Source organism: Paraburkholderia sp. JHI869 (assembly GCF_038900775.1).
In the GTDB taxonomy this organism is placed as follows: domain Bacteria; phylum Pseudomonadota; class Gammaproteobacteria; order Burkholderiales; family Burkholderiaceae; genus Paraburkholderia.
The window spans coordinates 492,137-516,205 of the sequence record NZ_JAYMSC010000002.1; the positions used below are offsets into that span (position 1 = coordinate 492,137).

Consider the following 24,069-nt stretch of genomic DNA (forward strand, 5'->3'; position numbering starts at 1 on the left):
CAACCAATATGCAGACCGTCACGCGAGACTCGACCGCACAGGACCCACACCACGACGAACACGGCACGCAACGGCGCGGCAAACCGTCGATGCTTTCCGACGACCCGCTGTGGTACAAGGACGCGATCATCTACCAGGTGCACGTGAAATCGTTCTTCGATTCGAACAACGATGGCGTGGGCGATTTTCCCGGGCTGCTCGCGAAACTCGACTACATTGCAGGCCTGGGCGTGACGGCAATCTGGCTGCTGCCGTTCTATCCCTCGCCGCGCCGCGACGACGGCTACGACATCGCCGACTATCGCAACGTGCACCCCGACTACGGCCAGCTCGCCGACGTGCGCCGCTTCATTCAGGAGGCGCACGCGCGCGGCATCCGCGTGATCACCGAACTGGTCATCAACCATACCTCGGACCAGCACCCGTGGTTCCAGCGCGCGCGCCGCGCCAAGCCCGGCTCGAATCATCGCAACTACTACGTGTGGTCCGACACCGACCAGAAGTACCAGGGCACGCGCATCATCTTCATCGACACGGAGCCGTCCAACTGGACGCACGACCCCGTGGCGGGCGCGTACTACTGGCACCGCTTCTATTCGCATCAGCCCGACCTGAACTTCGACAATCCGGCCGTGCTGCGCGAAGTGCTGCAAGTGATGCGCTTCTGGCTCGACATGGGCATCGACGGGCTGCGTCTGGACGCCGTGCCATACCTGGTGGAGCGCGAAGGCACGAACAACGAGAACCTGCCCGAAACGCACGGCATTCTCAAGCGCATCCGCGCGGCCATCGACGAACACTACCCGAACCGCATGCTGCTGGCCGAAGCGAACCAGTGGCCGGAAGATGTGCAGGAGTATTTCGGCAACGAAGACGAATGCCACATGGCGTTCCACTTCCCGCTCATGCCGCGCCTTTACATGGCGATTGCGAGCGAGGACCGCTTCCCGATTCTCGACATCATGAAGCAGACGCCGGACTTGCTGCCGACCTGCCAGTGGGCGATCTTCCTGCGCAATCACGACGAACTCACGCTCGAAATGGTCACGGACTCCGAGCGCGATTACCTCTGGAACACCTACGCGAGCGACCGGCGCGCGCGCCTGAACCTCGGCATTCGCCGACGTCTCGCGCCGCTCATGGAGCGCGACCGCCGCCGCATCGAACTCATCAACTCGCTGCTGCTCTCCATGCCCGGCACGCCCGTGATCTATTACGGCGACGAACTCGGCATGGGCGACAACATCCACCTGGGCGACCGCGACGGGGTGCGCACGCCGATGCAGTGGTCGTCGGACCGCAACGGCGGCTTCTCGCGCGCCGACCCCGAACAGCTCGTGCTGCCGCCGCTCATGGGCTCGCTCTACGGCTACGACGCCATCAACGTCGAAGCGCAAAGCCGCGACCCGCATTCGCTGCTCAACTGGACGCGCCGCATGCTCGCCACGCGCCGCGCCAAGCAGGCGTTCGGGCGCGGCACGATCCGTTTCCTGCGGCCCGCGAACCGCAAGATCCTCGCGTACCTGCGCGAAATGCCGGGCGAAGCGCCGATCCTGTGCGTGGCGAATCTGTCACGCGCACCGCAGGCGGTAGAACTCGACCTTTCCGAATTCGCAGGCACGGCGCCCGTGGAAATGACGGCGGATTCGGTGTTCCCGGCCATCGGGCAGTTGCCTTATCTTTTGACCTTCCCGCCCTATGGCTTCCTGTGGTTCCTGCTGAGCTCCGGCGATCAGCGGCCTTCCTGGAGCCAGCCGACCTCCGAGCAATTGCCCGAGTTCGTGACCGTGGTGCTGCGCGAAGGCCAGGCGGGTGCGACGCCCGAAAACGTGCGCCTCCTCGAATCGGAAGTGCTGCCTTCGTGGCTCTCGCGTCGCCGCTGGTTCGCCTCGAAGGACAAGCCGCTGCGCGCCGTGCGCCTCGCGGCGCTAACGACGATTTACGGCGCGGGCTTCGCATTCACGGAGATCGAGGCCGAGCTCGCAGATGGCAAGAGCGAGCGCTACGTACTCCCTATCGCCATCACGTGGGGCACCGAAATTACCACGCCGCTGCACATACAACTCGCGCTCTCGCGCGTGCGGCGCGGCCGCACGGTGGGCTATCTCACGGACGCGTTCTCGCTGCCGTGGTTCGCCTACGGCGTGCTGCGCAAGCTGCGCGAGCGCGCCACGGTGCCTACCGTCCAGCAGAGCACGATCCGCTTCGAGCCGACCGAGCGCCTCGACGAACTCGATCTCGGCGACACGCCCGAAGTGCGCTGGCTCGCCGCGGAGCAGAGCAACAGCTCGCTCGTGATCGCGGAAACGCTCGTGCTCAAGATCGTGCGCCGGCTGATGGCCGGCGTGCACCCCGAAGCGGAAATGAGCCGCTACCTCACGAAGCTCGGCTACGCGAACACCGCGCCGCTCTATGGCGAAGTCGTGCGCGTGGACCCCGCGGGCGTGCCGCACACGCTCATCATCGTGCAGGGTTTCATCGACAACCAGGGCAATGCGTGGGACTGGGCGCTCGACTATCTGCGCCGCACGATCGACGAACTCGCGCTCGCCATGGACGACGACACGAGCGTCGACCAGGCGCACGAGGAAGAAGCCGTGCAAGGCTATTGCACGGTGATCGGCGCAATCGGCAAGCGCCTGGGCGAACTGCACGCGATGCTATCGCGGCCCAGCGACGACGAAGCCTTCTCGCCCGTCGCCGCCACGCCCGACGACGTGCGTGCATGGGTCGCCGACACGAAGACGATGCTCAAGGAAGCGCTCGACATCGTCGCACGGCATACGGGCGAAGACGAGCAAACGCTCGACGAAGACGCTCGCGATCTCGCGCGCAGCCTGATCGATCGCCGCGAGGCGCTCCTCGCGAAAGTCGACGAACTCGTGCCGGACGACACGAAGGCCGCGCGCATCCGCATCCACGGCGATTTCCACTTGGGCCAAGTCCTGCTTTCTCAGGGCGACGCCTATCTGATCGACTTCGAAGGCGAGCCCGCGCGAGCGCTCGAATACCGGCGCTCGAAAGCCTCGCCGCTGCGCGACGTAGCGGGCCTGCTGCGCTCGCTCTCCTATGCGGGCGCCGCCGCGCAATCGACGCTCGAAAATGCGCCGCAGCAAGTCGTCGATCGCAAGCGCGCCCTCTTCGAGCGTTTCCGCGGCTATGCGGCCGAAGCGTTCCTGAGCCAGTATCGCGCGGCTGTGGCCGAAGGACCGCTCACGCTCGTGAGCGCTTCGCAGGAGCAGGCGCTGCTCGACCTGTTCCTGATCGAGAAGGCGGCCTACGAGATCCGCTACGAGGCGGCGAACCGCCCCACCTGGCTCGCGCTGCCGGTACGCGGCCTCGCGGCACTGGCGGCACGCGTGCTCGGACCGACGCCCACGCAATCGACACAATCGCATTCCGGCGGAGGTGGCCATGGCTGAACGCACACCTCAGGCTGGCCTGAATCCGCACGACGCCGACGCACTTGCCGGCGCATACCACTCCGATCCTTTCTCCGTGCTCGGGCTGCACTGGGTGGACGGCGCGCCCTATGTGCGCGCGTGGCTGCCGAACGCCTCGGGCGCGAGCGTGGTGGCGCGCGACCGCGCCCACACGCTCGGCGAACTCACGCTCGTGCATCCAGCAGGACTCTATGCGGGCCCGCTAGCGGAAGCAGTGCCGTACCGTCTCGAGGTCGACTGGCATGGCGTGAGCCAGGAAATCGAGGATACCTATTCATTCGGCCCGCAGCTCTCGCACGAAGCACTCGTGCGTCTCGCCGACGGCGACCCCTACGCCGTGCTCGAATGCCTCGGCGCGCTGCCCCTGACCTGCGATGGCGTGCCCGGCGTGCGCTTCGCCGTCTGGGCGCCGAATGCGAAGCGCGTCTCCGTCGTGGGCGACTTCAACGCGTGGGACGGGCGGCGTCACCCCATGCGGCTGCGCCACGAAGCGGGTGTATGGGAGCTTTTCATTCCACGTGTGGCGCCCGGCGCGCGCTACAAGTACGAGATACTCGGCGCGCGAGGTTCGGTCCTGCCGCTCAAGGCCGATCCCTGCGCGCTGCAGACGGAATGTCCGCCAGGCACGGCTTCGATCGTCGCGCCCGTCGAAGCAATCGACCACTACGCGTGGCGCGATCAGGAGTGGCTGCAAACACGCGCGGAACGGCAGAACGCGCGCGCGGCCATGTCGGTGTACGAAGTGCATGCGCCTTCGTGGCTGCCCACGCAAGGCGCCGACGCCCCCGCGCCCGACTGGGCCGCGCTCGCCGAGCGCCTGATCCCCTACGCGCAGGGCATGGGCTTCACGCACATCGAATTGCTGCCCGTGGCGGAGCATCCGTTTGGCGGCTCCTGGGGCTATCAGCCGCTTGCGCAGTTCGCCCCCACCGCGCGTCTCGGTGCGCCGGAAGACTTCGCCGCGTTCGTCGATCGCGCGCACGAAGCGGGGCTCGGCGTGATTCTCGACTGGGTGCCCGCGCACTTCCCGAACGACGCGCACGGTCTCGTCGAGTTCGACGGCACGGCGCTCTACGAACATGCCGACCCGCGTGAGGGCTATCACCCCGACTGGAACACGATGATCTACAACCTGGGGCGCCGCGAGGTGAGCGCGTTCCTGGTCGCGTCGGGCCTTGCGTGGCTCCTGCGCTATCACGTCGATGCGCTGCGCGTGGACGCGGTCGCCTCGATGCTCTACCGCGACTATTCGCGCGCGCAGGGCGAATGGGTGCCCAACATCTATGGCGGCCGCGAAAATCTCGAATCGATCGCGTTTCTCAAGCGCCTGAATCACGAAACGCAATACGTTCCGCAACGCCCCGGCGTCATCACCATTGCTGAGGAATCCACAGCATGGCCCGGCGTCACGGCGCGCCCCGAGGACGGCGGCCTCGGCTTCCAGTTCAAGTGGAACATGGGCTGGATGCACGACACGCTGCACTTCATGCACGAAGACCCGGTCTACCGCCGCTATCACCATCACCTGATGACGTTCGCGATGGTGTACGCGTGGTCCGAGCGCTTCGTACTGCCGCTTTCGCACGACGAAGTGGTGCACGGCAAAGGGTCGCTGCTAGGCAAGATGCCGGGCGATCGCTGGCAGAAGTTCGCGAACCTGCGCGCGTATTTCGGCTTCATGTGGGCGCACCCCGGCAAGAAGCTGCTGTTCATGGGCGGCGAGTTCGGGCAAATGGCCGAATTCGATCACGACGGCACGCCGCACTGGAACCTGCTCGACGACCCGCTGCACCGCGGCGTGCAAACGCTCGTGCGCGACCTCAATCGCCTCTACGCCAGCGAGCCCGCGCTCTATACGCTCGACTCGGAACCCGGCGGCTTCGAATGGCTGGTTTCCGACGATAACGAAAACAGCGTGCTCGCGTGGCGGCGTGTGGACGGCTCGGGCCGGGAGATCGTGGTCGTCTGCAATTTCACGCCGGTGCCGCGTCACGGCTACCGTATCGGCATGCCGCAGCCGGGACAGTGGGAAGAAGCGCTCAACACCGACGCCGAAGTGTACGGCGGCTCGAACATGGGCAACGGGGGCCTCGTCGTTACGGAGAGCGTGGTGAGCCACGGCAAGCCGCAGTCGGCGGCGCTCGTCCTGCCGCCGCTCGGCACGTTGATCCTGCGCCTGCGCCGATAGCGAGATCTGGCGCGGCGGCGGGATTTGATCAGGAACCCGATGCAAAACGAAGAACAACACAAGGAGCATCGTCATGGCAAACGGTCCGCCTGAGCGCCTGCTGCCCGGCTCCCCCTGGCCGCTCGGGGCGACGTGGGACGGCCTCGGCACCAACTTCGCCGTGTTCTCGACCCACGCCTGGCGCATCGAGTTGTGCCTGTTCGACCCCACCGGCCGCAAGGAACGCATTCGCTACACTTTGCCCGAATGCACCGACGAAGTGTGGCACGGTTATTTGCCGGGCGCGCATCCCGGCACCGTCTATGGCCTGCGCGCGCACGGGCCCTATCAGCCGCATCTGGGGCACCGCTTCAATCCGCACAAGCTGCTGCTTGACCCTTACGCGAAACAGCTCATCGGCCAGTTTCGATGGTCGGATACGCTGTACGGCTATCGCGCGCATTCGAACCGCGTGGACCTCTCGATCGACCGGCGCGACTCGGCCCCGGCCATGCCAAAGTGCGTGGTCGTGAACGACAACTTCGACTGGTCGCGCGACCGGCGGCCCAATACGCCGTGGGGCGACACCGTGATTTACGAGGCCCATTTGCGCGGGCTTTCGATGCAGCGTCACGATTTGCGCACACACATGCGCGGCACGTTTGCAGGGCTGGCCGCGCCGCGTTTCATCGAGCATCTGCACAAGCTCGGCGTGACGGCCATCGAGATCCTGCCGGTCCACGCGTTTCTCTCCGAGCGCTTCTTGATCGATCGTGGACTGCGCAACTACTGGGGCTACAACGCGGCTGCGTTCTTCGCGCCCGAACCCAGCTATCTCGTAGGCTACGACACCGATGAAATGCGTATTGCCGTACGGCAGCTTCATGCGGCGGGTATCGAGGTCTTTCTCGACGTGGTCTACAACCACACCTGCGAAGGCGGCGAAATGGGCCCTACTGTCTCGTGGCGCGGCCTCGACAACGCCAGCTATTACCGCTGCGTGCCCGGCGACGAGCGCCACTTCATCAACGACACGGGCTGCGGCAACACGCTCGATCTTTCGCACCCGCGCGTGCTGCAGATGGTCGCCGACTCACTGCGCCACTGGGCCACGTCATACGGCATCGACGGCTTTCGCTTCGACCTTGGCGTGACGCTCGGGCGCGAGCCCGCGGGCTTCGACCCGAACGGCGGCTTCTTCGACGTGCTGCGCCAGGACCCCGTGCTTTCACAATGCAAGCTGATTTCCGAACCGTGGGACGTGGGCCCCGGCGGCTACCAGCTCGGCAACCATCCGCCGGGCTTCTCCGAATGGAACGACCGTTTCCGCGACAGCGTGCGGCGCTACTGGCGCGGCGCGCCAGGCCAGCGCGCCGACCTCGCGGCACGCCTGACCGGCAGCGCGGATCTGTTCGACAAGCGCAAACGCCGCCCGTGGGCGTCGATCAATTTCGTCACGTCGCACGACGGCTTCACGCTCGCCGACCTCGTTTCGTATGAGCGTAAGCACAACGAGGCCAACGGCGAAGAGAACCGCGACGGCCACAATGAAAACTGGAGCGCGAACTGGGGCGTGGAAGGGCCGACCGACGACCCCGCCATCCTCGCCACGCGTGCGCGCGTGGCCCGCTCGATGATGGCCACGCTCCTCATCGCGCTCGGCACGCCCATGCTGCTCGCCGGCGACGAGGCCTGTCGCACGCAGCGCGGCAACAACAACGCGTACTGCCAGGACAACGACATTTCGTGGTTCGACTGGGCGCTAGCGCAAACGCCCCAGGGCAAGGCCATGACGCGTTTCGCCGCGCGCGTGATCGCGCTGCGACGCGAACATCCGCTGCTGCGCGAAACGCGTTTTCTGTTCGGCGAGCGCGAACTGATGCCCGGCGTGCACGACATCGACTGGTTCGACGAACGCGGCGAGCCGCTGTCGCCCGAGGCCTGGCACGACCCGGAAGCGAGCGCGTTCACGATGCGGCGCGCGGGAGCGGGACTCCACGGCCAAATGGAAGTATTGTTGATGATGCTGAACGCTTCGCAGGGCGCGGTGACCTTCGTCGCGCCCGCGCCGCGCATGGCATGGGAGGTGCTGCTCGATACCGCGCGTCCCGACGCGGCGCCCTATGCGCTGCCCGACACGACGTACGAACTGGCCGCGCGCGCGCTCGCCGTACTCCGCGCCCGTCCGGCGCGTGCCGACACGCACCGGGCGCACGACACGCGCAGCGACGCGCCGACGCCGGACCCGCGCCGCACGCCGGGCGCGCCCGAGTCGGGCTCCCATGCAGGCCCGGGCGAAAGCGCCGCCGGCCAGGAACGATAGGTACAGGTAAGGACGCAACCAGGAATCCACCATGTCCCCGCTTTCGCACGATCCGCACGCCCGCCAGTACATGCATTGCCTGCCGTTCGGCGCGCAGTTGATCGGCGCGGCGCACACGCAGCCGCATACGCGCTTTCGTTTCTGGGCGCCGTCGTGTCAAACGGTGCAGGTCGTGTTCGAGAATGCGCACGACGCGCCGCCGCTCGACATGACGCCAACCGGCAACGGCTGGTTCGAAGCACAGGCGCCGTGCGGGCCGGGCACGCTGTACCGCTACTGCATCGACGGCCAGCAACGCGTACCCGACCCCGCATCGCGCTTCCAGCCGCAGGGCGTGCACGGACCGAGCGAAGTGCTCGACCCGCGCGCGTACGCCTGGCAGCATGCGCACTGGCAAGGACGCCCCTGGGAAGAGACCGTGATCTACGAACTGCACGTGGGCGCGCTGGGTGGCTATCAAGGTGTAATGAAACGTCTGCCGGCGCTCGCAGCACTTGGCGTGACGGCCGTCGAACTCATGCCGCTCAACGACTATCCAGGCGAGCGCGGCTGGGGCTACGACGTCGTGCTGCCCTACGCGCCGCACGCAGCCTATGGCAGTCCTGATGAACTGAAAGCGCTCGTCGATACCGCGCACGGTCTGGGGCTGCAGATGTTCATCGACGTCGTGTACAACCACTTCGGCCCCGACGGAAACTGGCTCGGCCACTACGCCAAGCCGTTTTTCCGCGAGGGCGTGAAGACGCCCTGGGGCGAAGCGCTGGACTTCGACCGCTTCGAAGTGCGCGACTTCTACTGCGACAACGCGCTCTACTGGCTCAAGGAATATCGCTTCGACGGTCTGCGTATCGACGCCGCGCATGCGATCGGCAACATCGACTGGCTGCGCGAACTGGCCGACCACGTGAAGGCACGCGTAGAACCCGGCCGGCATGTGCACCTCGTGCTCGAAAACGAGCACAACGAAGCCAATCTGCTCGAATCGCACTTCAGCGCGCAATGGAACGACGACGCGCATCACTGCTTTCACGTGCTGCTGACCGACGAATCGGAAGGCTACTATCGCGCCTTCACGGATTCCCCCATCGGCAAGCTCGCGCGCGTGCTCGGCGAAGGCTTCGTGTACCAGGGCGACCCATCGCCCGTGCATGCGGGCAAGCCGCGCGGGGAACCGAGCGCGCATCTGCCGCCCACCTCGTTCGTGATGTTTTTGCAGAACCACGACCAGATCGGCAACCGCGCGCTCGGCGACCGGTTGCGCGCGCTGGCCGACGACGACGCCCTGCGCGCGGCCACGGCCATGCTGCTGCTTTCGCCGCAAATTCCGCTGCTCTTCATGGAAGAGGAATATGGCTCGACGCAACCGTTCCAGTTCTTCACGGCCTTCACCGGCCAACTCGCCGACGCGGTGCGCGAAGGCCGCCGCCGCGAGTTCAAGGCATTCAGCGCGTTCAACGACGAAGCGAGCCGCGCGCGCATTCCCGATCCGAACGATCTGCAGACCTTCGTGAATTCGTCGCCGCCTGCCGACGCACCGCTCGACGGCGAACGGCTCGAATGGATGCACTTCTACAAATCGGCGCTATGCGTGCGCGCCCATTTGCTCATGCCGCGCCTGCGCCACGCACGCGCGCTCGGCGCGACCGTGCTCGCCGACGACGCCGCGAACGGCCTCGCCGCGCTCGTCGCGCGCTGGCGCCTCGACGACGGCGAAACGCTCACGATCGCGCTGAACCTGGGCCGCGACGGCGTGCCGCTCGAACCGCGCCCCGAAGGCATGGTGATCTTCGAAACGCCGCCGCGCGCGCGCGATTACGCCGACAACGGCGTGCTGCCAGAAAGCGCGTGCATCGCGTGGCTCACTGGCAACGTACCCGAGTATTCGAGCGAACACGACGCGCGCGTCGCGCATCGCGAGGAGCCCTACGCATGAGCACGGCGCGCCGCAGCGAAACGCTCGCGACCCTTGCCGCCCGCGCGGGCTTCGAGGTCGAATGGACCGACGCGCACGGCGCCGTGCAGCGCGTGCCCGACAGCACGCTCGCGGCGCTGCTGGAATGCGCGGGCCTGCCTTGCGCCAACGCCACGCAAATCCGCCAGAGCGCTTCCGCGCTCAACGCGGAGCAGTCGACGCGGCGCTTGCCGCCGCTCATCACCGCCGAATACGACAGCGCCATCGAGCTGCCGCCTTCGGCCGTGCGCGCGGGCAGCCACTATCGGATCGACCTGGAAAGCGGCGAGCATATCGAAGGCCGCTTCACCTCGCCGCGCGGCGAGAGCGCGCTGCTCGCACCGCTTGCCGAGCCGGGTTATCACACGCTCACGGTCAACGATCACCGCTTGACGATTGCGGTCGCGCCGCAACATTGCCATACCGTCGCCGACGCCTGGCGTGACCGTCATGGCGACAGCGGCGCAGTGCCGCCGCTTTGGGGACTCGCCGCGCAATTGTATGGACTCCGACGCAATGGCGACGGCGGCATCGGCGACTACACCGCGCTCGCCACGCTCGCAACGGAAAGTGCGCGCCGCGGCGCGCAAGCGCTCGCGGTGAGCCCCACCCATGCGATGTTCAGCGCAGAGCCGGGCCACTTCAGCCCCTATTCGCCTTCGTCGCGGCTGTGGGTCAATGTCGCGCATATCGACCCCGCCGCGGTATTCGGCGCCAAGGCCGCGCACGACGCGAGCGTGGCCGCGAATGAGGGCGACGCCTGGCGCGAACTCGAAGACGCGCCGCTCGTGGACTGGCAGCGTGCGTTGCCGCTCAAGCTCAAGGTGCTGCGCGCGTTGTTCGAGCGCTTCGAGACGCAAGAGCGCGCGAGCGGCTCGCCGCGTGCCGCAGCGTTCGAATCATTCCGCGCGCAGGGCGGCGAAGCGCTCGAAGACCACGCGCGTTTCGAGGCGCTGCAGGAAGCCATGCTGCGCGGGCCCGGCGGCGAGCGCCACTGGCGCGACTGGCCCGAGCCGTTGCGCGACCCGCGCAGCGCCGACGTGGCGACGTTTGCGCAGGAGCATCGGCGCGAAGTGGACTTTCATTGCTTCCTGCAATGGCTTGCAGCGGAAGGACTCTCGAGCGCGCAGCGCAGCGCGCGCGAAGCGGGCATGGCGATCGGCCTCGTCGCCGATCTCGCCGTGGGTTGCGACGGCGCGGGCTCGCACGCATGGTCGCTGCCGCAGGACATGCTGCAACGCGTTTCGGTGGGCGCGCCGCCCGACATCTTCAACCAGGCCGGGCAAAGCTGGGGCCTCACCACGTTCTCGCCGCGCGCGATGCACAACAACGGCTTTCGCGCATTCATCGACATGCTGCGCGCCGCGTTCGCCCATGCGGGCGGCGTGCGCATCGACCATATCCTGGGCCTAAGGCGCCTCTGGCTCGTGCCCGAAGGCGAAAGCGCGCGCCACGGCGCGTATCTGCGCTATCCGTTCGACGACCTCGTGCGGCTCATTGCGCTCGAGTCGTGGCGGCATCGCGCGATCGTGATCGGCGAAGACCTCGGCACCGTGCCGCCAGGGCTGCGCGAGCGGCTCGCCGCGCACGGCCTGTATGGCATTCGCGTGCTGTGGTTCGAGCACGACGGCAGAGGCTTTCTCGCGCCCGAGCGCTGGGACCCGCATGGCGTCGCGACGACCACCACGCATGATCTGCCGACCGTCGCAGGCTGGTGGAGCGGCGCGGACATCGACTGGCGCAACCGCATCGGCCAGACGCTCCCGCGCGCCGACGGGCTCGACCCCGTCGCGCTCGACCACGCGCGGCGCGCGACCGATCGCATCGCGCTCTGGCATGCGCTGCAGCAAAGCGGCCTCGCGCCGCGCGACACCGATCCGCCGCCAGCCGACGAGCCGCCCGTGAATGCGGCGCTCGCCTATGTCGCGGCGACCAGGAGCCCGCTCGTCACCTGCCCGCTCGAGGACCTGCTCGCGCTCTCCGACCAGCCGAATCTGCCCGGCTCGATCGACGAGCATCCGAACTGGCGCCGCCGCCTGCAGTTGCCCGTCGAGTCGCTGTTCAGCGATGCGGCCGTCGCCGCGCGCGTCGAAGCCGTCATACGCGCACGCGAGGCCGTCGCGCGCACGCAGGCGGACGCGAGCGCCGGCGCGAACGATGCCAACCCAACCGCCAGCGCCGCGCCACGCGCGCCTGAAAAGAAGCCGACGCCATGACACACCCTCGCGCGACGCTGCGCCTGCAGCTCCATCACGGCTTCACATTCGACGACGCGCTCGCGCAACTCGACTACTTCGCCGCACTCGGCGTGAGCCATCTCTACCTTTCTCCGGTCACGACAGCGCAGCCCGGCTCGATGCACGGCTACGACACCGTCGACTACGGCACGGTGAGCGCGGAGCTGGGCGGCGAAGGCGCGCTGCGCCGCTTCGCCGCGAAAGTGCACGAGCGCGGGATGGGCATCATCGCCGACTTCGTCCCGAATCACATGGGCGTGGGCGGCGCTCACAACGCCTGGTGGCTGGACATCCTCGAATGGGGGCGGCACAGCGCCTACGCGCGCCACTTCGACGTGGACTGGCACTCGCCCGACCCTGCCTTGCGCGGCAAGGTGCTGATGCCGTTTCTCGGTGCGCAGTACGGCGAAGAACTCGCGGCAGGCCGTATCGAGCTGAAGTTCGACCCCGCCGCCGCGCGCTTTTACGTGCAGTACGGGCCGCACGTGTGCCCGATCTGCCCGGCCGATTACGCCACGCTCCTGCAGTCCGCGAACCGCGCCGATCTCAACACGCTCGCCGGACCGTTCCAGGGCATCACCACCCAGCCCGACGATCAGGCGCGCGCCGCCGCTGGGCGCGACGCGCTGCGCGCGTTCGTCGAGCGTGCCGGCACGGATCCCATCGAATTCGTTCTGGAATCCTATGCAAGCGCCGACCCCGTGCCGCGCGACCGGCTGCACCGCCTGCTGGAGCGTCAGCACTTCCGGCTCGCCTGGTGGCGCACCGCCACCGACGAGATCAACTGGCGGCGCTTCTTCGACATCACAGCGCTCGCCGGCGTGCGCGTGGAACGCCACGACGTGTTCGAGGCCGTACACAAGCTCGTGTTCCGCCTCTATGCCGACGGCGTGATCGACGGCCTGCGCATCGACCACATCGACGGGCTAGCGGACCCGCGCGAGTACTGCGAACGCCTGCGGCAACGGCTCGCCACGCTGCGCGCCACGCCACCCTTCATCGTGGTGGAGAAAATCCTCGCGCAAGGCGAAACGCTGCGCGACGACTGGCCCGTGCAAGGCACGACAGGCTACGACTTCATGAACGACGTTGGTGCGTTGCTGCACGATCCCGCGGGCGCCGCGCCGCTCGCCGAAGCGTGGGCCACCATTGCGGGCGACGACCGGCCGTTCGCGGCCTACGCGCTCGATGCGCGCCGCGAGATGCTGGCCGCGTATCTCCCCGCCGAACTCGATCACGTAACGCGCGCGCTGCACCGCATCGCGCGCGAGCTTCCCGGCACGCGCGACACGACCTATGCGTCGGTGCATCGCGTGGCCGCGCATCTGGCCATGTACTTCCCGATCTACCGCATCTATCCGTTGAACGGGTTGCGCAGCGCGCTCGACAACCGCTATTTCGACGTTGCGCTCGAAGCCGCGCGACGCGCGCTGCCGCGCGCAAGCCTCGCGGCGCTCGACCTGGTCGATGGCTGGCTTGGCGGACGCGCGCCAGAACCGGCCCCGATCAACGCCGCCAGCGGCAACAGTGGCGGCGGCGGTGCCAAGGCGCCACGCGCCGCGTCAGCCGCAGGGAATGCGAATGCGGGCGGCGGTGCGGGAAGCAGCCAGACGAATACGCCGCTCAGCCACGCGCTCATCGCGCAACGCACGGCGCTCGCGCTGTTCTCCCAGCTCACCGCCCCGCTCGCGGCGAAGGCCACGGAGGACACCGCGCTCTATCGCTACGGCCGCTTGCTTTCGCGTAACGAAGTGGGCGCAGACCCCGACGATTTCGCTCGCTCGCCGCACGACTTTCATGCGACGAACCGCGTGCGTCAGCGGCGTCCTTATGGGCTGCTCGCGACGGCCACGCACGACCACAAGCGCGGCGAGGACGTGCGCGCGCGGCTCGCTGTACTGAGCGAAATTGCCGGCGACTGGAGCGCCACGCTGCGGGCCTGGTCGACGCTGAACCAGACGCATCGCCGCAACGACGGGGCGGCCGGCGCGGCCTGGTCGCCGGGACCGACCGCTGAGGCGATGCTCTATCAAACGCTGGTGGGCTGCTGGCCGCCCGAACTGGACCCCGGCGACGAAGCGGGCGTGCATGCGCTGGCGGAGCGCGTCTCGAAGTGGCTGCTCAAGGCGTTGCGCGAAGCGAAGCTGCGCACGAACTGGCTTTCGCCCGACGAAACCTATGAATCGGAGTGCCAGGCATTTCTCTTCGATATCCTCGCGCCGCAGCGGCGCGACGGCTTCTTGCAGGCGCTTGCCGAATTCGTCGCGCGTGTGGCGCCCGCAGGCGCGCTCAATACGCTGCTGCAAACGGTGCTGCGGCTCACCTCGCCGGGTGTGCCCGACCTTTATCAGGGCGCCGAACTATGGGACTTCAGCCTCGTCGATCCGGATAACCGGCGGCCTGTCGATTACGCCGCCCGTGCGGCCGCACTCGACGATCAGGCGCCCGCCGCGAAGCTGGCCGCGTGGCGCAATGCCCAGGTGAAGCTCGCCACGGTACATCGCCTGCTCGCACTGCGAGCTAAAGCGCCCGAATTGTTGCGCGAAGGCGAGTATCAACCGCTCACGGTGAGCGGCACGCAGGCCGCGCATGTCATCGCGTTCGCGCGCCACCATGGCAATGCGTGGGCCGTCGTGATCGGCACGCGCCTCGCGGCGGGGTTGCTGGATGGCGACATGCCGCTCGTCGCGCCCGAACGCTGGGAAGATACGACAGTGGAGTTGCCGAAGGGCTGCGCGCAAGCCACGCTGCACGACTGGCTCAGCGACGCAACGCACACGGTGCGCGAAGGCGGCACGCTCGCGCTGCGCGACGTCCTTACGGCAATGCCGGTGGCCGTGCTCTCCACACTGACACGCAGCTAAGCTCAGCCGCCCTCGTCCTCGAGATCTTTCGGATACACGCGCACGAGCACGATGCGCGGACCCTTCATCTTCTTCACGACGATATCGAAGCGGTCGAACTCCACGCGCTGCCCTTCGGTGGGCAGATCGTTGAGCGCATGAATCACGAGGCCGCCAACCGATTCCGCGCGCCCTTCGTCGATGTCGATGCCGAGCGCCTGCTCCAGCGACACGACGGGCAGGCTGCCGCGGCCCATCAGCGTGCCGTCGTCCATGCGGGTCCAGTCGGTGTCGGCCTGGTGAAACTCGTCGTGAATCTGGCCGACGAGTGCGCCGAGCAGATTGTCGAGCGTGAGAAAGCCAAGCGGACGCGCGTTCTTGTGCCCCACCAGCGCGAAATGCGGCGCGCCCTTGCGAAAGCGGCGGAACAGCGCCAGCGCGGGCGTGTCGGGCCGCACGTACTGCACAGGGCGCACGAACTTGCCGAGATCGCTCAGTGCGTTGCCCGCCTCGCGCGCGAGCAGCAGGTCCTTTAGGTGGATGAGGCCCGCCACCCGTTCGCCCGATGCATCTTCGAACAGCGGGTAGCGGCTGAAGCGGTGGCGCGCCACGATCTGCATGTTCTCGCGCAGCGACAGGTCGCGGCGCAGGCCCACCATTTCGTGCGTGGGCCGCATGAGGTCGGAAATGGTGAGGCGCGAAAAGTCGAGCGAATGGGCGAGCGTATTCCATTCGTCGGCGTTATAGGCGTTCGCGGCTGGCGCGGGGAGCAGCGGCACCGCGCCGTTTGCGCCGCTTGCACCTTTCGCGCCGCGCTGCTCGCGCAGCGCGTCATGTGCCTCGGCCTGGGCGGCGGCGCGGCGGCTGCGCAGGATCAGCTTGAGTTCGTCGGTCGAATAGTGCGTGTCGTGGCCATGCTCCGAGGAAAGGCCTGCGAGACGCAGCACCGCGTTCGCACTCGAATTGAGCACCCAGATCGCGGGATACATGGTCCAGTAGAAGCCGTAGAGCGGCATGGCCGTCCACAGCGAAATCTTCTCGGCCTGGCGAATGGCGAGCGACTTCGGCGCAAGCTCGCCCACCACGATGTGCAGGAACGAGATCACCGTGAACGCGAACACCAGCGAAATGGCGTGCACGAGTTCCGCCGATTGCACGCCTAGCAGTTCGAACACCGGCGCGAGCAATTGCGCGAAAGCCGGCTCGCCGATCCAGCCAAGGCCCAGCGAAGCGAGCGTGATGCCGAGCTGGCACGCGGAAAGGTAGGCATCGAGCTGCCCATGAACCTTCGCGAGCAGTCGGCCGCGCAGGCCGTGCTGCTGCGCGAGGCTTTGCACGCGCGTGGCGCGCAGCTTGACGAGGCCGAATTCCGCCGCGACGAAGAAACCGTTGAGGGCAACGAGCAGGAACGCCCCGATAAGGGCGAGAAGCTGGATCAAGACACATGGCTCCGAAAGACGAAGCGCTCAGTATAAGGGTGCAAGGTGGATGAAAGGTGCGAGGCGACAACGGCGCGTTGCCCGTGCGCCGTCTGCAAGCACTCACGCCCCGCTCAGCGGCACATTCAACACAAGCGCCACCTCCTCGCCGTCTCCCACGAAAGCCGGCGCCTCGAAGCGGCCACCATGCGCCTCGGCCACGCGGTGGCACAGCGCCAGCACCCAGGCGTAGCGCCCCGCCTCCTGCTGCTCGCTCGCCTGGGCGCGCGCGAACGGTTCCAGCACGTGCGCCAGTGCGTTGTCGGTGAGCGCCGCTCGCGTGGCGGGCCATTTCACTTCCAGGTGGGCGGCGGTGGCGCTCGCGCTCGCCGTGAGCGTCACGCTTGCGCCCTGCGCGCTCGTTTCCGCCGCGAACACCAGCATCAGCCATAGCGCCTGTGCAATGCGTTCGCGGTCGGCGTCGAGCGTCGCCGCGGCGGTCGTGTCGTGCACCGCGAACGTCACGCCGCGCGCATCGCCAAGCGCGGCACGGGCATCGTCCACGGCCTCGCCGATCAGCGCCGCGAGCGCAAATGGCACGCGCTCGATACGCAGCTTGCGCGTTTCGGCGCGCGTGGTGTCGACGAGCGTTTCGAGCAGCCGAACCTGTTGCTCCACGCCCGTGCGGATGCCGCCCAGCGCGCGTTGCGCGGACGCGTCGGCGGAGTCGATCTTGCGCTCGAGCACGTAAGCCCAGCTATGGATTGCATTGAGCGGGCTGCGCAGATCATGGGAGACGCGCGAGAGCACGTGGTCGCGCATGAACAACGCTGCCTCGGCGCATAGGCGCGCCGTGCGCTCGGTACGGTTTTGCGAAGTCGACACCATCTGATTCCTCGTATTTCGCCTCAAGCCAGGCGAGCGGTCCCCCATTATAGGCAGCGGCTAGCGAGCATCCCGCGTGCCTGACAGGGCCGCGCCCGCCCGGCCCGGCAAAGCGCCTACAATAACGGGTTCAACCTATCCGAATCAGGAGTTTTTCCATGTCTATCGTGACCACCGAATCCGGCCTCAAGTACGAGGACCTGACCGAAGGCACCGGCGCCGAAGCCAAGGCCGGCCAGACCGTCAGCGTGCACTACACCGGCTGGCTGACGGACGGCCAGAAGTTCGATTCGAGCAAGGACCGCAACGACCCGTTCGCCTTCGTGCTGGGCGGCGGCATGGTCATCAAGGGCTGGGACGAAGGCGTGCAGGGCATGAAGGTGGGCGGCGTGCGCAAGCTGACGATTCCGCCGCAACTGGGCTACGGCGTGCGTGGCGCGGGCGGCGTGATTCCGCCGAACGCGACGCTCGTGTTCGAAGTCGAGCTGCTCGACGTTTGACGCTCGCTTGATACTCGCTTGATGCTTCACAGCGCTCGCCTTTTTTGCAACCGCAACCGGTCATCATGAATCCGCATCACCACGCTCCCGTCACCGCGCCCGGCCTCGAACTGCGCCGCTACGGCGCGATCGAGGAAACCGATCTGCACGATTTTCACCAGATCGTGCTCGGTCTCGACGGCGAGATGGAGATGACCGTGAACGGCCGGGGCGAGCGCATCGACAGTTGTTCCGCGTGGCTCATTCCGGCGGGCGCACGGCACGACTACATGGGCATTGGCGACAACCGCCAGCTCGTGCTCGACCTGCCCGCGGCAACGCTCGCGGTGCCCGAGCGGCTGTTCGACACCGCGCGCGCCGTGCGCCTCGACCCCGCGCTCACGCAGCTCGTGAGCCAGATCGCACAGCGCGCCGCCGCGGCCACGCCGGCTCGCGACAGCGCCGACCTGCGCGCGCGCCGCTTTCACTGGGACGCCTCGGCGCGCCTATGCGCGGCATTCATCGCACAAACCGGTGTGGCAGCAGGCGCGCAATTCAGCGCGGCGGCCGGGTTGGACTTCGCGCGCATCGACCGTTGGCTGCGCGCGCATCTTGCTCAGCCACTGCGTATTGCCGATCTCGCCGCGCATTGCGGCTTCGGCATGCGGCGCTTTCATCAGCTTTTTATCGAAGCGTTCGGCGAGACGCCGCATCGCTATCTGCAACGGCTGCGGCTCGACACTTCGCTTACGTTGCTAGCCGACCCGCGAGCCTCGCTCACCGACATCGCGCTCGAAGTGGGCTTCGGCGACCAGAGCGCGTTCACGCACGCGTTCACGCGCCGCTTTGGGCTCGCGCCTGGGCAGTGGCGCGCGCTGCCGTCACACTGAGCGCGCAAGCGCGGCTCATTCGTCGAAGCGGTATTCCCACTCTGCACGTGCGCCCACCGCCACGTGCTTGCCCGCGCCCGTCACCACCATCGCGTTCTGGCCGAATGTGAGGCCGCCGTCCACGCGCGGATCGGCGCGGAATACCTGAAGCGTGTCGAGCGGTTCGCTGGGCCATTGCGCGTCGCGCTCGCCCGTTCGCTGATCGATCGTCGTGATCGGGCAGCGCGCGCAGGGCTTCACGAAGCGCAGCACGATCTCCTCGCCGCCTGAAGCGGATTCGATGGCGAGCGTGTCGATGAAATCTTCCTCGAAGGCTTCGCCGATATCGCCGACGACGATGTTCGGACGAAAGCGCGCCATCGGCACGGGCGGCGCGCCTTTCGCCGTGAGGCGCTCGTTGAGTTCGGCAAGCGAAGCCTCGCTCGTGACGAGAATCGGAAAGCCGTCGGCGAATTGCGTGGGCGCGTCTTCTCCGTTCGTCCACTTCTTGCTCGCGAGACGCGTCACGTCATGCGCGAAACGCAGCAGACGCACCGGCGCGCCGATCGCCTGCGTGAACCACTGCGCGGCGTGATCGCCTTCGTCGAGCGCTTCGAAGTCGTCGTCCCAGACCGAGGCCGGCACGCGCGCCTCGCCGCCGCGCGGCGCGAACGGCAGATGGAGCGCTTCGCTCATGCCTTCCATGGTGAGGCGCACGCCATCTTCGGCGAACGTCGGCACGATACGCGCCATCGCCGCGTACTGGCGCTGCGTGACGAGGCGGCCCTTCTCGTCGGCGACCATCCAGTGGCGGTCCCACTCGATGCCCTTCAGGCCGAGCTGCGCATCGTCGAGCGCGATCGCGCCGCATGACTTCACGGGATAGACGAACAACGCACGAACAATGGGCATGGCGAACTCACAAGAAAAAGAAATGGATCAAGCGCCAAACAGCGCTCGACCCACGATCATACAACCGATACTTAAAACAGATTAATGCGCCGCATCGAGCCCGCGCGCCAGATCGGTACGCACGTCCTGCACGTTTTCGAGCCCAACGGCGAGACGGATCAGCCCCTCGGTAATGCCGGCCGCCGCGCGCGCTTCAGGCGTGATACGGCCGTGCGTCGTCGTGGCCGGGTGCGTGATGGTGGTGCGCGTATCGCCGAGATTGCCGGTGATCGAACAGATCTTCGTGCCGTCGATCACGCGCCACGCGTTCGCGCGCTGCTGCTCCGGCGTATCGCCCTTCACTTCGAACGAGACGATCGCGCCGCCCAGCTTCTGCTGACGCATGGCGAGCGCATGCTGCGGATGTGATTCGAGGCCCGGATAGAAAACGCGCTTGATAGCCGGATGCGTCTCTAGCCAGCGCGCGATTTCGAGCGCGTTGTCCGACTGCTTTTCCACGCGCAGCGACAGCGTTTCCATGCCCTTGAGCAGCACCCACGCGTTGAACGCAGAGAGCGTCGGGCCCGCGGTGCGCACGAACGGAAACACCTTCTCCATCATGAACGCCTTCGAGCCCACGAGCGCGCCGCCCAGCACGCGGCCCTGGCCGTCGAGAAACTTGGTGGCCGAATGCATCACCACGTCCGCGCCGAACTTGAGCGGCTGTTGCAGCGCGGGGCTGCAGAAGCAGTTATCGACCACGAAAAGCGCGCCCGCCGCTTTGGCGATCTTGCTTACGGCTTCGATGTCGGCCACTTCGGTGAGCGGGTTCGACGGCGTTTCGAGGAAGAACATCTTCGTTTCCGGGCGCACAGCGTTCTTCCACGCGTCGAGATCGGTCGGGTCGACGAAGGTGGTCGTGATGCCGAACTTGCTGAAGATCTGCGAGAACATGGCGAGCGTCGAGCCGAAAATGCTCTGCGAGCTGACGATATGGTCGCCCGCCTGGAGCGCCGCCATCACCACCGACATGATCGCCGCCATGCCCGAAGCCGTCGCCACGCACGCCTCGCCGCCTTCGAGCGTGGCGAGACGCTCCTGGAACATGGTGACGGTCGGATTCGAGAAACGCGCGTACGTATAGGCGGTTTCGGAATTCTTGAAGCGCTCGGCGGCCTCGGCGGCGCTGCCGAAACAGAAGCTCGACGTGAGATAGAGCGCTTCCGAATGTTCGTTGAACTCGCTGCGCAGCGTGCCCGAGCGAACGGCCAGCGTGTCGAAGTTGAGGGTGTCGTCCATGTTCGTGTTCTCCTTGTTCTCCGTGTGCTGAACCAGCTTGCTTCAATCCTGCACGCGCGGGCGCAAAAAAGCCCGCTTTTGCGTTGGCAGAAAGCGGGCTTTCGGATTCGGCAAGAACGCGAGCTTCACGCTCGCGTTTGCCGGGGGGATCACTCCACCGAGAGTTGCAGGTGCAACTGCGAGCGGGAGCCGCCGTCCATCGCGTCGCTTGCGGCGTCGCGGTCCGACTGCGCCTGGGGCGCGAGGCGCGCCGTCTCGATGTTGTCGAGGTAAGTGCTCGTGATGTCGCCGGTGATGTAGTCGCCGTCGAAGCACGAAGCCTCGAAGCCGTTCAACTCCGGATTGATGTCGCGCACTGCCTGCTTGAGCGATTCCACGTCCTGATACACGAGGTAGTCCGCGCCGATGATGCGCGCCACTTCGTCATCCGTGCGGCCGTGCGCCACGAGTTCGCCGCGCGTAGGCATGTCAATGCCGTAGACGTTCGGGTACTTCACGGGCGGCGCCGCCGAAGCAAAGATCACCTTGGTTGCGCCGGCGTCGCGCGCCATCTGCACGATTTCCTGCGAAGTGGTGCCGCGCACGATCGAGTCGTCGATGATCAGCACGTTCTTGCCCTTGAACTCGATGCCCATGGCATTGAGCTTCTGGCGCACCGACTTCTTGCGCATGGCCTGGCCCGGCATGATGAAGGTGCGGCCCACGTAGCGGTTCTTGAAGAAGCCTTCGCGGTATTCCACGCCGAGCTTGTTCGCGACCTGCATGGCCGCGGGGCGCGACGAATCGGGAATCGGCATGACCACGTCGATCTTCACGTCGGGCAGCTCGCGCTTGATCTTCTCGGCGAGATAGTCGCCCATGCGCAGACGCGCGTTGTACACGGGCACGCCGTCGAGCACCGAGTCCGGACGCGCGAGATACACGAGCTCGAAGATGCAGGGGTTGAGCGTCGGCGCCGTGGCGCATTGCTGCGAGTGGAAGTTGCCGTCGAAGTCGATAAACACCGCTTCGCCCGGACGAACGTCGCGCACGAACTCGAAGCCGATGCCTTCGAGCGCCACCGATTCCGATGCCAGCATCCACTCGGTGCCTTCCGGCGTTTCCATCTTGCCGATGCACAGCGGGCGAATGCCGAACGGGTCGCGGAACGCGAGCAGGCCGTGGCCGGCGATCAGCGAGACGATCGCGTACGAGCCGCGCAGACGGCGATGCACACCCGAAACCGCCTTGAAGAGCGTCGCCGGATCGAGTTCGAGGCCCGAAGTGGCGAGTTGCACTTCGTGCGCGAGCACGTTGAGCAGCACTTCGGTGTCGGAGTTGGTGTTCACGTGGCGGCGATCCACGCGGAACATCTCTTCCTTCAACTGTTGCCAGTTCGTGAGATTGCCGTTGTGAGCGAGCACGATGCCGAACGGCGCGTTCACGTAGAACGGCTGGGCCTCTTCTTCGCTCGACGCGGAGCCGGCCGTCGGGTAGCGCACCTGGCCGATGCCGCTGGTGCCGGGCAGGCTTCGCATGTTGCGCGTGCGGAACACGTCGCGCACCATGCCGTTGGCCTTGTGCATGTGGAACGTGCTGCCGTTCGCGGTGGCAATGCCGGCCGCGTCCTGACCGCGGTGCTGCAGGAGCAGCAGCGCGTCATAGAGGAGCTGGTTGACGGGAGAGCGGGAAACTACGCCTACGATGCCGCACATGGCAGGTCCTTCAAAAAAACGAAATCGGTAGCGGGCCGCCCAGGTTCATCAACACCGGTCGAGCGCCGCAAATGGGCAGTGTTGCCGGGGAGCTCCGCCTCGCATCGCGTCCGATCAGTTTCTGATCAGACGTGAACGTAGGCCGCGAGCGCCTCGGGCAACAACGGTTTCAGTTCGAGCACGCCCTGCACGGCATACGGCCGCAGCAGCGCGTGGCGCCAGAAGTCCTGCTGGGGCAGCTCGGTCAGCCCGCCGAGGACGACGAGGATCAGCACCAGCACGACGCCTCGCACGAGGCCGAACATCATCCCGAGCGAACGGTCCACACCGGACAATCCGCTCACCTGCACCAGACGGCCGATCAGTGCGTTGCCCACGCCGGCCACGAGCACCACGGCAATGACGATCAGCGCGAAGGCGATCAGCCACTGGGTGAGCGCCCCGCCCGGCCAGTTCGCCGGAATCCAGGGCACCACGTGGTCCACGTAGCGGCAGGCCACGAGCAACGCCGCGATCCAGCCGATCAATCCAAAAATCTCACCGATCAAGCCCCGCCATGCGCCGCGCAGCGCCGACAGGCCCATCACCGCCATTACAGCGTAGTCGAATGCGGTGAACATCGACTGCTTATTCCGCGTTGGCGTTCGAGCCCGCCATCAGGCCGGCGCCGCGCACCTTGGCGATCGCCGCCGTGGCCGAGGCGCGGTCCGGGAACGGGCCGGCGCGCAGCAGCGTGCGCGTCGTGCCGTCTGCTTCCTTACGCTGTTCGGTATATGCGGGTACCCCCGCCGCTTTCAACTTCGTGACCCAGTTGTTCGCCGTCGTGCCGTTCGAGAACGCGCCGAGCTGCACCGCGAAACGCGCGCCCGGGGGCGCCGCCGGCGTGGCGGATTCGGCTTTCGCGCCGTTGCTGTCGCTGGTGTCTGTTGCTGCGGTCGTCTGCTTGCTGTTCGCAGCGACGGTCGTGCTGGCCGACACCGCCGGCTTGGCAGCGGGCTTTTGCGTCTGGGCGGTTTGGGCCGATTGGGCCGATTGGGCCGGAGCGGTCGCAGCCTGCGCGGGCTTTTTGGCGGTCGTTTCCGGCGCTTTATCCGTGCTTTGGGCGGTTTGCGTGGCCGCGGCGCCCGAAGCGGCCGCGAGACCCGACGCGCCAGGCGTCGCTTCAGCGGCTGCGGGATTGTCGGGGGCGACGCCGGCTTGCGTGTCTTCGGCGTCGTGCTGGCGCGCGGCGGCCTTGTCGGCCGGGCGGCTCGGAATGTCGATGGCGATGTCGTCAGTGACGGGCTTCGGGTGCGAATCGAGCACCATCGGCAGGATCACGATGGCCGCGAGCACCAGCGCAATCGCGCCGACGAGACGGCGGCGCGCGCGTTGCTTTTCAGGGAGCGTGGGGTCGAGCAGCATGGCCTCGGCGTCGCCGGACCGGTCCGGCCGGCGGCTGCGCCGCTCCACACGCGTGCTCTGATTGCTGCGCCGGCTGGAGCCGGACTCAGTGCCGCGCCGGCGGGGCGCGTCAGCGTCATCTTTCTTGCCGAACGAGAAAATTCCCATGTATGGCTTGCTGTTGGCC

General features: G+C 67.0%; 15 protein-coding genes. 8 read left to right on the forward strand and 7 right to left on the reverse strand.

Annotated features, from left to right (window positions below; all coding sequences use genetic code 11):
• The first annotated feature begins 89 nt into the window (after positions 1-89).
• From treS to treY, 6 genes are all read left to right on the forward strand, one after another.
• Positions 90-3,422 (forward strand): maltose alpha-D-glucosyltransferase, encoded by a 3,333-nt coding sequence (gene treS, locus VSR72_RS05510; RefSeq protein WP_342951582.1) that lies wholly within the window; start codon positions 90-92, stop codon positions 3,420-3,422.
• Entirely contained in the window at positions 3,415-5,631 is a 2,217-nt protein-coding gene (gene glgB / locus VSR72_RS05515) for a 1,4-alpha-glucan branching protein GlgB (RefSeq protein ID WP_342951392.1), read from the forward strand. The genes treS and glgB overlap by 8 nt, the downstream gene beginning before the upstream one ends.
• Before the next feature lie 73 nt (positions 5,632-5,704).
• Positions 5,705-7,933 (forward strand): glycogen debranching protein GlgX, encoded by a 2,229-nt coding sequence (glgX, locus tag VSR72_RS05520; RefSeq protein ID WP_342951393.1) that lies wholly within the window; start codon positions 5,705-5,707, stop codon positions 7,931-7,933.
• A 31-nt stretch (positions 7,934-7,964) separates the two neighbouring features.
• Complete coding sequence (gene treZ, locus VSR72_RS05525; RefSeq protein ID WP_342951394.1) at positions 7,965-9,866, forward strand: malto-oligosyltrehalose trehalohydrolase; 1,902 nt, start codon at positions 7,965-7,967, stop codon at positions 9,864-9,866.
• The gene (gene malQ, locus VSR72_RS05530) at positions 9,863-12,100 is read left to right on the forward strand and encodes a 4-alpha-glucanotransferase (protein ID WP_342951395.1); all 2,238 of its coding nucleotides are present in this window, start codon (positions 9,863-9,865) and stop codon (positions 12,098-12,100) included. The genes treZ and malQ overlap by 4 nt, the downstream gene beginning before the upstream one ends.
• Complete coding sequence (gene treY / locus VSR72_RS05535; RefSeq protein WP_342951396.1) at positions 12,097-14,985, forward strand: malto-oligosyltrehalose synthase; 2,889 nt, start codon at positions 12,097-12,099, stop codon at positions 14,983-14,985. Before malQ ends, treY begins: the two co-directional genes overlap by 4 nt.
• Positions 14,986-14,987: 2 nt before the next feature.
• Here the strand turns inward: treY and VSR72_RS05540 are convergent, their stop codons facing one another.
• Both VSR72_RS05540 and VSR72_RS05545 read right to left on the reverse strand, forming a co-directional pair.
• A complete protein-coding gene (locus VSR72_RS05540) occupies positions 14,988-16,403 on the reverse strand; it encodes a hemolysin family protein (RefSeq protein WP_342951397.1) in 1,416 nt (471 codons plus the stop codon).
• Between the two features lie 102 nt (positions 16,404-16,505).
• Positions 16,506-17,270, reverse strand: coding sequence for a HAMP domain-containing sensor histidine kinase (locus tag VSR72_RS05545; protein WP_342951398.1), 765 nt, complete (start codon positions 17,268-17,270; stop codon positions 16,506-16,508).
• A 155-nt stretch (positions 17,271-17,425) separates the two neighbouring features.
• Between VSR72_RS05545 and VSR72_RS05550 the strand changes: the two genes are divergently transcribed.
• Together VSR72_RS05550 and VSR72_RS05555 are read left to right on the forward strand one after the other, a co-directional pair.
• A complete protein-coding gene (locus tag VSR72_RS05550) occupies positions 17,426-17,767 on the forward strand; it encodes an FKBP-type peptidyl-prolyl cis-trans isomerase (RefSeq protein ID WP_028202932.1) in 342 nt (113 codons plus the stop codon).
• A gap of 65 nt (positions 17,768-17,832) precedes the next feature.
• Complete coding sequence (locus VSR72_RS05555) at positions 17,833-18,636, forward strand: AraC family transcriptional regulator (RefSeq protein WP_342951399.1); 804 nt, start codon at positions 17,833-17,835, stop codon at positions 18,634-18,636.
• Positions 18,637-18,651: 15 nt separating this feature from the next.
• Here VSR72_RS05555 and VSR72_RS05560 read toward each other — a convergent pair whose 3' ends face one another.
• The 5 genes from VSR72_RS05560 to VSR72_RS05580 all read right to left on the reverse strand — a co-directional run bounded on the left by VSR72_RS05560 (position 18,652) and on the right by VSR72_RS05580 (position 24,050).
• The gene (locus tag VSR72_RS05560) at positions 18,652-19,527 is read right to left on the reverse strand and encodes an MOSC N-terminal beta barrel domain-containing protein (protein WP_342951400.1); all 876 of its coding nucleotides are present in this window, start codon (positions 19,525-19,527) and stop codon (positions 18,652-18,654) included.
• An 81-nt stretch (positions 19,528-19,608) separates the two neighbouring features.
• Positions 19,609-20,805, reverse strand: coding sequence for an O-succinylhomoserine sulfhydrylase (locus VSR72_RS05565; protein WP_342951401.1), 1,197 nt, complete (start codon positions 20,803-20,805; stop codon positions 19,609-19,611).
• A 149-nt stretch (positions 20,806-20,954) separates the two neighbouring features.
• A complete protein-coding gene (gene purF / locus VSR72_RS05570; RefSeq protein ID WP_342951402.1) occupies positions 20,955-22,499 on the reverse strand; it encodes an amidophosphoribosyltransferase in 1,545 nt (514 codons plus the stop codon).
• A 125-nt stretch (positions 22,500-22,624) separates the two neighbouring features.
• The gene (locus tag VSR72_RS05575; RefSeq protein ID WP_069261374.1) at positions 22,625-23,119 is read right to left on the reverse strand and encodes a CvpA family protein; all 495 of its coding nucleotides are present in this window, start codon (positions 23,117-23,119) and stop codon (positions 22,625-22,627) included.
• 7 nt (positions 23,120-23,126) lie between these two features.
• The gene (locus VSR72_RS05580) at positions 23,127-24,050 is read right to left on the reverse strand and encodes an SPOR domain-containing protein (RefSeq protein ID WP_342951403.1); all 924 of its coding nucleotides are present in this window, start codon (positions 24,048-24,050) and stop codon (positions 23,127-23,129) included.
• Positions 24,051-24,069 lie beyond the last annotated feature (19 nt).